Genomic DNA, 13,006 nt, shown 5'->3' with positions numbered 1-13,006 from the left:
ATGCGCGAGTACCTCGTCGTCTTCCTGGTCGCCGCGGCGGTCACCTTCCTGCTGACGGTCGTCGCCCGCGAGATCGCGGTCCGGACCGGGGCGGTCGCCAAGGTCCGTGACCGCGACGTCCACGCGGAGCCGATCCCGTACCTCGGGGGGCTGGCGATGCTCGGCGGCCTCTTCGCGGCGTTCCTCGTCGCTCGGGAGCTGCCGTTCCTGTCGGGGAGCAAGCCGTTCGTGTTCGAGGACGCCCGCTCGGTGCTGCTGGCCGGGGCCCTGGTCTGCGCGGTCGGGGTGCTCGACGACATCTTCGACCTCGATGCGCTCACCAAGTTCGGGGGACAGGTCGTCGCGGTCGGCGCGCTCGTCTACTCGGGCGTCCAGTTCCGATTCCTGTACCAGCCCGACGGCAGCGTGCTCTCGCTCGACGGCACCCAGGGTGCACTGCTGACGGCGGTGCTGGTGCTGACGACCGTCAACGCCGTGAACTTCATCGATGGCCTGGACGGCCTCGCCGCCGGGGTCATCGGGATCAGCGCCCTCGCGTTCTTCCTCTTCTCCTACCAGCTCAGCGTCGAGATCGAGATCGAGCGCGCGCAGACCGGGGCGCTCCTCGCGGCGGCGCTGGCCGGGGCGTGCGCTGGGTTCCTCGTGCACAACTTCCACCCGGCCCGCCTGTTCATGGGCGACAGCGGCTCGATGCTGCTGGGCCTGGTGCTCTCGGCCACCGCGATCACGGTGACCACCCAGTTCGGCCCGACCGACCTCAGCCAGGCCGGGGACGACACTCGGGCCAACTGGCTGCTCCTGCTGCTCCCCATCGCGCTCCCGATCCTCATCCTGGTCGTGCCGCTCGCCGACCTGCTCCTCGCCGTGGTCCGCCGTACGGCGGCCGGCCGGTCGCCGTTCGCCCCTGACAAGCAGCACCTGCACCACCGGCTGCTGGAGATCGGGCACTCGCACCGGAGGGCCGTGCTCATCATGTGGCTGTGGGCCGGCTGGATCGGTTTCGGAGCCGTCGTCGCCAGCCTGAACGACGACCCGGTGGTCTGGATCGGGATCGGGATCGCCTTCGTCATCACGGTCGCGCTGACGTTCCTGGTGCCGCTGCTGCCGACCCGCAGCAAGCGTGCGGGGGACCCCGATTCGAGCCCGCTCGAGACTTTGTGATAACTTTCACGAGCACTCAGGGAGTGCTCAGAAAGTCCCCGTGACCCACCTCCCGGATCACCCGAAGGACGGCCGCCGATGATGACGACCACCACCCCCGGACCGCTGGCCCTCGCGGCCGCGGTCACGACGGTGGTCGGTGTCGTGGTCGTCCTGGTGGCGGCGCTCGTGAGCGGCTCCGAGGGTGCCTACGGCGCCCTGGTCGGGACCGCGATCGCATTCCTGGTGTTCGCGTTCGGTGCGTTCGCCGTCGACGCGGTGGCCCGGCTGATGCCGGTGGCCTCGCTGCTCGTCGCGATGCTCACCTACACCATGCAGGTGCTGCTCATGCTGGTCGTCTTCGTCGGCCTCAACCGGTCCGGTGCGCTCGACGACACCCTCGACCGGGGCTGGCTCGGCGGCGCGATCATCATCGGTGTCCTGGCCTGGACGGCCGCCCAGCTGACCGCCTCGGCGAAGGCCCGGATCCCGGCCTTCGAGACGCGAGGTGAGTCCCCCGGCGAACCTCCGGTGCACGGCACTCCCGAGGGTGTTCGTCCGGCAGCGGAGGGCGGTGCGCGATGACCATCACCCCCTGCTATTGTCCGGGGCGCAATGAGTCAGCCCGAGGAGAAGCCCCAGGGCGATCCGTGGCACGCGTTCGGCTACATCGTGGCCGGGGTCGCGTTCTACGGGCTGCTCGGATGGCTCGCGGACCAGTGGTTGGGCACGCGGTACCTCGTTGCGATCGGCATCCTCACGGGCGCCACGCTGGGGATCTACCTGACGGCCGCACGGTTCCGCACGGGGCCACCGGACCAGGGCAGCACGAAGACAGAGTCGAAGACAGAGTGAACGCAGAGGAGACCTGGTGACCAACGCAGCCAGCGCCAGCATCTCGGCCGAGGAGTTCCACGCTCCCGGTCCCAGCATCTTCGACCTCCCGCCCGTGTTCGAGATCGGCAGCCTCGGGGTCACCAAGCCGATGCTGCAGCTCGTCATCGCCGCGGTCGTCGTGTTCGGGTTCCTGTACGCCGCCTCGAAGTCGCGCGCCATGGTCCCCGGCAAGCTCCAGTTCGCCGGTGAGGGCGCCTACGGCTTCGTCCGCAACAGCGTCGCCCGCGACATCATCGGCAGCCACGACTTCCAGAAGTTCGTGCCCTACCTGGTGACGCTCTTCTTCTTCATCCTGGTCAACAACCTGTTCGCCAGCATCCCGTTCTTCCAGTTCCCGACGTTCAGCCGCGCCGGCATGGCCTATGCGCTGGCGGGGATGTCGTGGTTGATCTACAACGGCGTGGGCATCGCGAAGCACGGCCCGCTCGGCTACCTCAAGCTCCAGAGCGTCCCGTCGGGCGTCAGCCCCGCGATGTACCCGCTCCTGGTCCCGCTGGAGTTCTTCTCCAACATCCTGGTGCGGCCGGTCACGCTCGCGCTGCGTCTGTTCTGCAACATGTTCGCGGGTCACATCCTGCTGGTGCTGTTCGCCACCGGTGGCCTCTACCTCATCGAGCACGTCGGGGGTGTCGGTTACGTCGCCGGCCCGCTCGCGTGGATCCTCGCCATCCTGGTGAGCTTCCTCGAGATCCTCGTCCAGTTCCTGCAGGCCTACGTGTTCGTCCTGCTGAACGCCATGTACATCCAGGGCGCGCTCGCCGACGAGCACTGATCGACCCGTCGATCAGCCCGTACGACCACAACCCCACAGTTCTCACCAGAGAAAACAACCCGAAAGGAAAGTAGCCATGGGTGGCTCTCTCAACATGATCGGTTACGGCCTGGCTGCCATCGGCCCGGGTATCGGCATCGGTCTCATCTTCGCCGCGTACATCAACGGCGTCGCCCGCCAGCCCGAGGCGCAGAGCCGCCTGCAGTCGATCGCGATCCTCGGATTCGCGCTCGCTGAGGCGCTCGCCATCATCGGTATCGCGCTCGCGTTCGTCCTGACCGGCGAAAGCACTCAGTGACGTTCGGTCGTCGACCGACGTCCTGAGCGCACCACTGCGTATTTTCAGCAAGCTCGACCCAGATAGGTCAGGTCCATGAAGACTCTCTTGATCCTCGCGGCGGCGGAGGGGGAGGAGCACAACCCCCTCGTCCCGCTGTGGGAAGAAGTGGCGATCTCCCTCGTGGTGTTCGGCCTCCTCTTCTTCGCGATCTGGAAGTTCGTCGCACCGAACTTCGAGAAGACGTTCACCGAACGCACGGCGGCGATCGAGGGCGGTCTGGCCGCGGCCGAGACGAAGCAGGCCGAGGCAGACGCCAAGCTCGCCGAGCTCGAGGCCCAGCTCGCCGACGCTCGCCACGAAGCCGCGCGCATCCGCGAGGAAGCGCGTGAGCAGGGTGCCGCGATCATCGCGGAGATGCGGGAGCAGGCGCAGACCGAGGCCGCTCGCATCGTCGAGCACGGCAAGACGCAGATCGAGGCCGAGCGCCAGCAGGCGGTCACCTCGCTGCGGGCCGAGGTCGGCACGCTGGCGACCAGCCTCGCGGGTCGGATCGTGGGCGAGTCCCTCGATGACGACGCGCGTCAGTCGCGGGTCGTCGAGCGGTTCCTGGCCGAGCTCGAGGCGAACTGATGGTGGCCTTCCGCGGTGCGTNGCGAACTGATGGTGGCCTTCCGCGGTGCGTCCGCCGACGCCGTGGCCTCGCTGACCGAACGGGCCAGCGGGTCCGCGACCGTTGCCGGCGACCTGTTCGCTGTCGCGGCGGCGCTCCGCTCCGAGGGCGCCCTGCGGCGTTTCGCCACCGACTCGTCGCTGGCGAACGAGGCCAAGACCGGCCTCGTCTCCGAGCTCTTCAGCGGCAAGGTCGACGCGGCGACGCTCGACCTGCTCGCGGTCGCGGTGTCGTCCCGCTGGACGCGCACCCGGGACCTGGCCGACGGGCTGGAGCAGGTCGGCGTCGTGGCGCAGGTCCGCTCGGCCGGTGACGATGCCGGCCGGCTCGTGGACGAGCTGTTCGCGGTGCGGCGTGCCGTCACCGACAACGGCGACCTCCGCAGCGCGCTGTCCGACCCGGCCCGCAGCGTGGCCGACAAGACGGCGCTCGTCGGGTCCCTCCTGGACGGCAAGGCGCTCCCGGCGACGGTGGCCCTGGTCAACCAGGCCCTGTCCGGCAGCTACCGCACCGTGTCGGCTGCGTTGGAGGACTACGAGAAGACCGCGGCCGACGTCCACGGTCAGAACGTCGCGACGGTCCGGGTCGCCCGGCCGCTCGCCGACGCGGACCAGCAGCGGCTCGCCGCTGCCCTGGCGGCGCAGTACGGCCGTCGGGTCCACCTCAACGTCGTCGTCGACGCCGGTGTCATCGGCGGGCTCAAGGTCGAGATCGGTGACGACGTCATCGACGGGACCATCCTGAGCCGCCTCGACGCCGCTCGCCGCAAGATCGCCGGCTGACCGGCACCACCACCCAAGACTTCTCAAAGCACAGAAGGAAGAAGGCACAGAGATGACGGAACTCTCCATCCGCCCGGACGAGATCCGCGACGCCCTCGCCAAGTACGTCGCCGACTACGAGCCCTCCGCGGCGTCCAAGGAGGAGGTCGGCCACGTCGCCTCCGCCGGTGACGGTATCGCCCGCGTGAGCGGGCTTCCGTCGGCGATGGCCAACGAGCTGCTCGAGTTCGAGGACGGCACCCGTGGTCTCGCCCTCAACCTCGAGGACCGCGAGATCGGTGTCGTCATCCTCGGTGACTTCGACAAGATCGAGGAGGGCCAGACGGTCCGCCGTACCGGTGAGGTCCTCTCGGTCCCCGTCGGCAGCAACTTCCTCGGCCGCGTCGTCGACCCGCTCGGCAACCCGATCGACGGTCTCGGCGAGATCGAGCCCGAGGCTCGCCGCATCCTCGAGCTCCAGGCGCCCGGCGTCATGGCCCGCAAGTCGGTGCACGAGCCGCTCGCCACCGGCATCAAGGCGATCGACGCGATGACCCCGATCGGCCGTGGCCAGCGCCAGCTGATCATCGGTGACCGCGCGACCGGCAAGACCACGGTCGCGATCGACACGATCATCAACCAGAAGCAGAACTGGGACTCCGGCGACCCGCAGAAGCAGGTGCGCTGCATCTACGTCGCCATCGGCCAGAAGGGCTCGACCATCGCCTCCGTGCGGGGTGCCCTCGAGGAGGCCGGCGCCCTGGAGTACACCACGATCGTGGCTGCTCCGGCGTCCGACAGCGCGGGCTTCAAGTACCTCGCCCCCTACACCGGCTCGGCCATCGGCCAGCACTGGATGTACGACGGCAAGCACGTCCTCATCGTGTTCGACGACCTGACCAAGCAGGCCGAGGCCTACCGTGCCGTGTCGCTGCTGCTGCGCCGCCCGCCGGGCCGCGAGGCCTACCCGGGTGACGTCTTCTACCTGCACTCCCGGCTGCTCGAGCGTTGCGCGAAGCTCTCCGACGAGCTCGGCGCCGGCTCGATGACCGGTCTGCCGATCATCGAGACCAAGGCCAACGACGTGTCGGCCTACATCCCGACCAACGTCATCTCGATCACCGACGGCCAGATCTTCCTCCAGTCGGACCTGTTCGCGGCCAACCAGCGACCGGCGATCGACGTCGGTGTCTCGGTGTCCCGCGTCGGTGGCGCGGCGATGACCAAGGCGATGAAGCAGGTCACCGGTTCGCTCAAGGTCGACCTCGCGCAGTACCGCGCGATGGAGGCCTTCGCGATGTTCGCCTCCGACCTCGACGCCGCGTCGAAGCAGCAGCTGGCCCGTGGCCAGCGGCTGATGGCGCTGCTCAAGCAGCCGGCCTACAGCCCCTACGCGCTGCCCGAGATGACCGTGTCGCTCTGGCTCGGCACCAGCGGTCGCCTGGACAAGGTGCCCACCGGTGACGTGCTCCGCTTCGAGCAGGAGTTCCTCGACTACCTGCGTCGTTCGCACGAGGGCATCCTCGCCGCGATCCGCGAGACCCAGAAGTTCGAGGACGAGGACGGCGTCGCTGCGGCGTACGACGAGTTCCTCAACCAGTTCGAGACCTCCGACGGAGGCAGCATCAAGGTCGGCCACGAGGCCGAGGCCGAGGCGCTCGCCGACGACGAGCTCGAGCAGGAGCAGATCGTCAAGCAGAAGCGGGGCTGACCCAGATGGCCGTATCGCTGCGGGAGTACCGCGCGCGGATCAAGTCGACAGAGTCGATGAAGAAGATCACGCGCGCCATGGAGCTCATCGCTGCGTCCCGGATCATCAAGGCGCAGCAGCGAGCACAGCAGGCCGCGCCCTATGCGCGGGAGCTGACGCGAGCCGTGTCGGCGGTGGCGACGTTCTCCAACGTCGACCACCCGCTGACCAAGGAGGAGGAGAACCCCAAGCGCGCGGCGGTGCTGGTCATCACCAGCGACCGCGGCCTGGCGGGTGCCTACTCCTCGAGCGTGCTCAAGGAGACCGAGCGCCTCGCCGAGCGTCTGCGTGACGAGGGCAAGGAGATCGACTACTTCCTGGCCGGGCGCAAGGCGGAGGCGTACTTCAAGTTCCGCTCGCGTCCGTTCATCGACTCCTGGACGGGCTTCTCCGACCAGCCGACGTACGACAAGGCCGCCGAGATCGGCCGGGCGCTGATCGAGGCGTTCCTCAAGCAGCAGGGCGAGGAGGGTGACGTCGACGAGGTCCACATCGTCTACACCCGCTTCCGCTCGATGCTGGTCCAGGAGCCGACCGCGGTCCGACTGCTGCCGCTGGAGGTCGTCGAGGCGCCCGAAGGGGAAGCGGCCCCGGCGGCGGAGGACCTGCTGCCGCTGTACGAGTTCGAGCCGTCGGCTGCCGAGGTGCTCGACGGGCTGCTGCCGCAGTACGTCCAGAGCCGGATCTTCTACAGCCTCCTGCAGGCGGCCGCTTCCGAGCTGGCTGCCCGGCAGAAGGCGATGAAGGCGGCGACGGACAACGCCGACGAGCTCATCAAGAAGCTCACCCGGATCGCCAACCAGGCCCGCCAGGCCGGCATCACCCAGGAAATCAGCGAGATCGTCGGTGGCGTCAACGCCCTCGCCGATGCTCAGGCTGCCGCGAACGACTGACCCACCGACACACCACGAAACACGGAGAAGACAATGACTGCTACCGCTGAAGAAGCTGTGGAGACGGGGACCACCGTCGGTCGTGTCGCGCGGGTCATCGGCCCGGTCGTCGACATCGAGTTCCCGATCGACGCGATGCCCGAGATCTACAACAAGCTCGAGGTCGAGGTGACCCTCGCCGGCGAGACCACGGTCCTGCCGCTCGAGGTCGCCCAGCACATCGGCGACGGCATCGTCCGCGCCATCTCGTTGAAGCCGACCGATGGTGTCGTCCGAGGCTCGGCCGTGACCGACACCGGTGGCCCGATCACCGTCCCCGTCGGTGACGTGACCCTCGGCCACGTCTACAACGCGACCGGCGACGTGCTCAACCTCGCTGAGGGTGAGGCCTACGAGGTCACCGAGCGGTGGGGCATCCACCGCAAGGCGCCCGCGTTCGACCAGCTCGAGTCGAAGACCCAGATGTTCGAGACGGGCATCAAGGTCATCGACCTGCTCACGCCGTACGTGACGGGTGGGAAGATCGGCCTGTTCGGTGGTGCCGGTGTCGGCAAGACCGTCCTGATCCAGGAGATGATCGCCCGCGTCGCGAAGAACCACGGTGGTGTCTCCGTGTTCGCCGGCGTCGGTGAGCGCACCCGTGAGGGCAACGACCTCATCGTCGAGATGCAGGAGGCCGGCGTCTTCGACAAGGTCGCCCTGGTCTTCGGTCAGATGGACGAGCCGCCGGGCACGCGTCTGCGCGTCGCGCTGTCGGCGCTGACGATGGCGGAGTACTTCCGTGACGTCCAGAACCAGGACGTGCTGCTCTTCGTCGACAACATCTTCCGGTTCACGCAGGCCGGTTCCGAGGTCTCGACCCTGCTCGGTCGGATGCCGTCCGCGGTGGGCTACCAGCCCAACCTGGCCGACGAGATGGGCACCCTCCAGGAGCGCATCACCTCGACCCGGGGTCGCTCGATCACCTCGATGCAGGCGATCTACGTGCCGGCCGACGACTACACCGACCCGGCTCCGGCGACGACCTTCGCGCACCTCGACGCGACCACCGAGCTGTCGCGTGAGATCGCGTCGCTCGGTATCTACCCGGCCGTGGACCCGCTGACGTCGACCTCCCGGATCCTCGACCCGCAGTACATCGGTCAGGACCACTACGACTGCGCGATCCGCATCAAGCAGATCCTGCAGCGCAACAAGGAGCTCCAGGACATCATCGCGATCCTCGGTGTCGACGAGCTGTCCGAGGAGGACCGCATCATCGTCAGCCGGGCGCGCCGCATCCAGCGCTTCCTGTCGCAGAACACCTACGTCGCCAAGCAGTTCACGGGCATCGAGGGTTCGACGGTCCCGGTCGCGGACACCATCGAGGCGTTCAACAAGATCGCCGACGGTGACTACGACCACGTGGCCGAGCAGGCGTTCTTCATGTGCGGTGGCCTCGACGACGTCGAGGCCAAGTGGGCCGAGATCCAGAAGAGCCTCTGACCATGGCGACCGCTGCTGGTTCCGAGGCGCTGCACGTCGAGCTCGTCGCAGCCGACCGCACCGTGTGGTCGGGCGACGCGGCGATGGTGATCGCGCGGACGACCGAGGGTGACGTCGGCGTCCTGCGCGACCACGCGCCGGTGCTGTCGCTGCTGTCCGAGGCCGTGGTGGAGGTCCAGGTGGAGGGCACCGACGACGTCGTCGTCGCGGCCGTCGACGGTGGCTTCCTCTCGGTCGCCAACAACCGGGTGTCGATCCTCTCCGAGCACATCGAGCTCGGCGAGGAGATCCACGTGGAGAAGGTCAAGGCCGAGCTCGAGGAGGCGCGTGGCCTCATCGGCGCCAACAACGAGGCCGAGCGCCGGGTCCGCCGGGCCGAGGCTCGCCTCCGCGCGGCCGAGAAGGTCCAGTCCGGCTCCCTGAGTACCGGTCACTAGCGATCACTGATGGCGTGGTGGGAGTGGCTGCTCGATGTCTCGGGCATCGTGCTGCTCCTGCTGCTGGGATACGGCGTCGGGCTGGTGGCCCGACGCCGGATCCTCGCCCGTCACGGTGGCACGTTCGAGCTCAGCCACAGGCTGAGCGCCGGGGCCGACGGGCGGGGCTGGGTCCTCGGCATGGGCCGGTACTCGGGCGAGAAGCTCGAGTGGTTCCGCATCTTCACGCTGTCACCGCGCCCCAAGCGGGTGTGGGTGCGTGAGGGGCTGAGCTATGACGGCCGGCGCGAGGCCATCGGCGCCGAGCAGGCGTCCCTCTATCCCGACCACGTCGTGATCCAGTGCGCGTCGCGCGACGGTGAGGTCGAGCTGGCCATGAGCCTCGCGTCCCTCACCGGCTTCCAGGCCTGGCTGGAGTCCAAGCCGCCGGGCACCGACTGGAACGCCCGCTGACGGGTCAGAGCCGCTCGCGGCCGTGCGGGGTGGTCCACCCCGCCAGGTCCGGACCCTCCGGGACGATCCCGCCCGGGTTGAGGTCCTCGTGGACCACGTAGTAGTGCCGCTTGATCTGCTCGAAGTCGACCGTGTCCCCGAACCCGGGCGTCTGGAACAGGTCGCGGGCGTAGCCCCAGAGAGCCGGCATCTCGGTCAGCTTGTTGCGGTTGCACTTGAAGTGACCGTGGTAGACGGCGTCGAAGCGGACCAGGGTGGTGAAGAGCCGCACGTCGGCCTCGGTGATCGTCCTGCCCATGAGGTAGCGCTGGCCGGTGAGCCGCTCCTCGAGCTGGTCCAGGGTGGCGAACAGCTGGCGGTACGCCTCGGCGTACGCATCCTGCGACCCAGCAAACCCGCACTGGTACACGCCGTCGTTGACGTGGCGGAAGACCTGCTCCATCACGGTCTCCATCTCCTCCCGGCAGTCGTCGGGCCACAGGTCGGGAGCACCGTCGTGGTGGTGGTCCCGCCACTCGAAGAACAGGTCGTGGGTGATCGCCGGGAAGTCGTTGGTGACGATCTGTCCCGACGGCACGTCGACGATCGTGGGCACGGTGATGCCCTTGGCGTAGTCGGGGAAGCGGGCGAGGTAGGCCTGCTCGAGCCGCTCGTAGCCCAGCACGGGGTCGGTGCCGCCGGGATCCAGGGCGAAGGTCCAGCTGCGCTCGTCGTGGACCGGAGCGGCCAGACCCATCGAGATCACGCCCTCCAGGCCGAGGAGGCGGCGGACGATGATCGCCCGGTTGGCCCACGGACAGGCCCGGGCGGCGACGATCCGGTAGCGGCCTGGCTCGACCGGCCAGGTCGCGACCTCCAGGTCGTGCCCGGCGAAGCCGTCCTGTGACTTCCCGTGCTCGCGCGTGATCCGGTCGGGCACGTAGGCCATGTCCCGCTCGTAGGACTGGCTCTTCTCGCTGTCGTTCGGCACGGGGTGGAGATACCCGTCCGGCCGCGCCGGAGACGGTCCGCTAGTCGAACAGGCCGCGGATGTCGTCGGCGCTGAGGCTGGTGCTCATGGCGCCCTCGCCGTCGATGACCTGGGCGAAGAGCTCGGCCTTGCGCTCCTTGAGCGTCATCACCTTCTCCTCGATGGTGTCGGTCGCGACCAGGCGATAGACGTGGACGTGCTGGGTCTGGCCGATCCGGTGGGCCCGGTCGACGGCCTGGGCCTCGGCGGCGGGGTTCCACCACGGGTCGAGGACGAAGACGTAGTCGGCCTCGGTGAGGGTGAGCCCGACCCCGCCGGCCTTGAGCGAGATGAGGAACACGGGGGCCCCGCCCGAGCGGAAGTCGTCGATGACAGCACCCCGGTCGCGGGTCGAGCCGTCGAGGTAGACCGCGCCGATGTCCTCGGCGACGAGGCGCTGCCGGACCCGGCCCAGGAACGAGGTGAACTGGCTGAAGACCAGGGCGCGGTGGCCCTCGGCGGTGATCTCGGCGAGGTGGTCGACGAGCAGGTCGAGCTTCGCCGAGCCCACGGCGTCGTGCTCGGCATCGACCAGCGCTGGGTCGAGCGCGAGCTGGCGCAGCCGCGTGAGCGCGCTGAAGATCGCCACCCGGTTGCGGTCGAAGTCGTCGACCAGCCCGAGGATGCGCTGGCGCTCCTTGGCCAGGTGGGTGTCATAGATCTTGCGGTGCTTCGGCTCGAGCACCACGTCGAGGACCTGTTCCTGCTTCGGCGGGAGGTCGGCGGCGACCAGCTCTTTGGTGCGGCGGAGCACGAACGGCCGGATCCGCGCGCGGAACCGGGCGAGGCTGGCGGCGTCGCCGTCGCGCTCGATGGGCCGCACCACCTTCTCGGTGAAGAGGCGGGGCCACGGGTAGAGGCCGGGCACGGTGATCGACAGCAGCGCCCACAGCTCCATCAGCCGGTTCTCGAACGGTGTGCCGGTGACGGCGAGCTTGAACGGCGCCGGGATGGTGCGCACCGCCCCGTAGGTCTTGCTCTGGTGGTTCTTGACCTGCTGGGCCTCGTCGAGGACGAGGCCGCCCCAACGAACGGCGGCGTAGCGCTGGTGGGCGAGCCGCGCGACCGTGTAGGTGGTGACCACCAGGTCGCTCTGCGCCGCGATGGCCGCCACGTCGTCCGTACGACGACCGCAGACGCCGACGCGGAGGTCGGGCGCGTGCCGCGCTGCCTCGTGCGCCCACGCGGTCACGACGCTGGTGGGCGCGACGACGAGGAACGGCCCCTCGTCGGGGCGCCGGACGCGGGCGTGCTGGACCAGGGCGAGGACCTGGAGGGTCTTGCCGAGCCCCATGTCGTCGGCGAGGATCCCGCCGAGCCCGTGGTCCCAGAGGAACGCGAGCCACCAGAAGCCCTCGCGCTGGTAGGAGCGCAACGTGGTGGTCAGGCCGACCGGTTCCGGCCGCGGGATCTCGGTGAGGTCGCGCAGCGCCTGGGCCCGGGCGACCCACTCGGCCGCCTGGGTGTCGACCAGCCCGGTCTCGGCGAGCTGCGCCCACAACCCCAGGTCGTGGGTGCCGACCCCGATCCGGTCGCCGTCGCGCTCGCGGAGCTCGGCGGCGGCGGCGACCACCTCGCGCAGCCGGTCGAGCTCGGGCCGGTCGGTCGAGAGGAAGAGACCGCTGGGCAGGACGAGGAACTCGTGGCCGAGGGTGAGCGCGGCGATGACGTCGGGCAGCGGGATCCGCTCGCCCTCGACGGTGACGGACACCTCGAGGTCGAGCCAGTCGGTGGAGGGCGCTGGGGCCTCGGGCTCGACGACGTCGAAGGAGATCTCCGGCGCGGTCGTCGACTCCCGGAAGTCGGGCCGTTGGACCTCGACCACCTCGACGTCGGGCAGCTCGCGCAGGTGGGGGAGGTCGTGGATCGCGAGCGAGAGCGCGTCGCCGTCGCGGATCTCGCGGCGTCCGAGCAGGCCGTCGGGCACCGTGGCCCGGACCAGCGTCTCGGCCCGGCGGTCGCGCAGGCCTTCGAGCTGGTCACGGGCATCGAGACCGCAGCGGTGTGTCTCGTCGTAGCACCACTCCCAGGCGAGGGCGGCGTGGGTGGAGCTGCGCCACGTGACCGTGACGACCAGGGTGGGCCGCCGCGGGGCCGGGACGTCGACGGAGCCGTCGGGGGAGCGGACCGGCAGGTGCCGCAACAGGCCGGCGACCCGCTCGAGGAACGGCTCGAGGTCGGCGACGGGCACCTCGAGCGGCCCGTCCTCGATCAGCTGACGGGCCGCGGTGGGCACGTCGCGGTCGAGCTCGGCGACCTGGAGTCGGCCGTCGTCGAGCAGCGCGACGACGCGGTCGTGGGACGACAGGTGCACCTGACCGCCGCGGCGCAGCTCGCCGTCGACCTCGACGCCGAGCGTGAGCCGCGCGGTGCCGTCCTCCCGGGTGAGCTCGGCGACCAGGTCGACGGTCTTGTCGCGAAGGGTCACCTCGGTCAGCGGCCGGACCGGGACCAGGTCG

General features: G+C 69.4%; 14 protein-coding genes. 12 read left to right on the top strand and 2 right to left on the bottom strand.

Annotation, left to right across the window (positions count from 1 at the left end):
* The 12 genes from H0487_RS18770 to H0487_RS18715 form a co-directional block, all read left to right on the top strand.
* Positions 1-1,161: glycosyltransferase family 4 protein (locus H0487_RS18770; protein ID WP_183095758.1), on the top strand; the 1,161-nt coding region annotated here is incomplete at its 5' end.
* 78 nt (positions 1,162-1,239) lie between these two features.
* Entirely contained in the window at positions 1,240-1,725 is a 486-nt protein-coding gene (locus tag H0487_RS18765) for a Cg1360 family ATP-synthase-associated protein (protein ID WP_183095757.1), read from the top strand.
* A gap of 30 nt (positions 1,726-1,755) precedes the next feature.
* Positions 1,756-1,995 carry a hypothetical protein gene (locus tag H0487_RS18760; protein WP_183095756.1) on the top strand — a complete coding sequence of 80 codons (240 nt, stop codon included), beginning with the start codon at positions 1,756-1,758 and terminating at the stop codon, positions 1,993-1,995.
* 16 nt (positions 1,996-2,011) lie between these two features.
* Positions 2,012-2,809 carry a F0F1 ATP synthase subunit A gene (atpB, locus tag H0487_RS18755; protein ID WP_183095755.1) on the top strand — a complete coding sequence of 266 codons (798 nt, stop codon included), beginning with the start codon at positions 2,012-2,014 and terminating at the stop codon, positions 2,807-2,809.
* A gap of 76 nt (positions 2,810-2,885) precedes the next feature.
* On the top strand, positions 2,886-3,107 hold the full coding sequence (gene atpE, locus H0487_RS18750; protein WP_118925418.1) for an ATP synthase F0 subunit C: 222 nt from the start codon (positions 2,886-2,888) through the stop codon (positions 3,105-3,107).
* A gap of 75 nt (positions 3,108-3,182) precedes the next feature.
* Positions 3,183-3,719 carry a F0F1 ATP synthase subunit B gene (locus H0487_RS18745; protein WP_183095754.1) on the top strand — a complete coding sequence of 179 codons (537 nt, stop codon included), beginning with the start codon at positions 3,183-3,185 and terminating at the stop codon, positions 3,717-3,719.
* Between the two features lie 30 nt (positions 3,720-3,749).
* A complete protein-coding gene (locus H0487_RS18740) occupies positions 3,750-4,541 on the top strand; it encodes a F0F1 ATP synthase subunit delta (protein WP_220793575.1) in 792 nt (263 codons plus the stop codon).
* 52 nt (positions 4,542-4,593) lie between these two features.
* A complete protein-coding gene (atpA, locus tag H0487_RS18735) occupies positions 4,594-6,231 on the top strand; it encodes a F0F1 ATP synthase subunit alpha (RefSeq protein WP_183095753.1) in 1,638 nt (545 codons plus the stop codon).
* Positions 6,232-6,236: 5 nt separating this feature from the next.
* The gene (locus tag H0487_RS18730; RefSeq protein WP_183095752.1) at positions 6,237-7,163 is read left to right on the top strand and encodes a F0F1 ATP synthase subunit gamma; all 927 of its coding nucleotides are present in this window, start codon (positions 6,237-6,239) and stop codon (positions 7,161-7,163) included.
* A gap of 33 nt (positions 7,164-7,196) precedes the next feature.
* Positions 7,197-8,648, top strand: a complete 1,452-nt coding sequence (gene atpD, locus H0487_RS18725) for a F0F1 ATP synthase subunit beta (protein WP_183095751.1) — start codon at positions 7,197-7,199, stop codon at positions 8,646-8,648.
* A 2-nt stretch (positions 8,649-8,650) separates the two neighbouring features.
* A complete protein-coding gene (locus tag H0487_RS18720; RefSeq protein ID WP_183095750.1) occupies positions 8,651-9,085 on the top strand; it encodes a F0F1 ATP synthase subunit epsilon in 435 nt (144 codons plus the stop codon).
* A 9-nt stretch (positions 9,086-9,094) separates the two neighbouring features.
* A complete protein-coding gene (locus H0487_RS18715) occupies positions 9,095-9,538 on the top strand; it encodes a DUF2550 domain-containing protein (RefSeq protein WP_183095749.1) in 444 nt (147 codons plus the stop codon).
* A gap of 4 nt (positions 9,539-9,542) precedes the next feature.
* Here the strand turns inward: H0487_RS18715 and H0487_RS18710 are convergent, their stop codons facing one another.
* Entirely contained in the window at positions 9,543-10,466 is a 924-nt protein-coding gene (locus H0487_RS18710) for a glutathione S-transferase family protein (RefSeq protein ID WP_183095759.1), read from the bottom strand.
* Positions 10,467-10,548: 82 nt separating this feature from the next.
* On the bottom strand, positions 10,549-13,006 hold a 2,458-nt coding region (locus H0487_RS18705; protein ID WP_183095748.1), incomplete at its 5' end, for a DEAD/DEAH box helicase.

The sequence above is a fragment of the Nocardioides stalactiti genome (assembly GCF_014180715.1).
In the GTDB taxonomy this organism is placed as follows: domain Bacteria; phylum Actinomycetota; class Actinomycetes; order Propionibacteriales; family Nocardioidaceae; genus Nocardioides; species Nocardioides stalactiti.
This window is presented reverse-complemented; position numbering and strand designations above follow the sequence as displayed.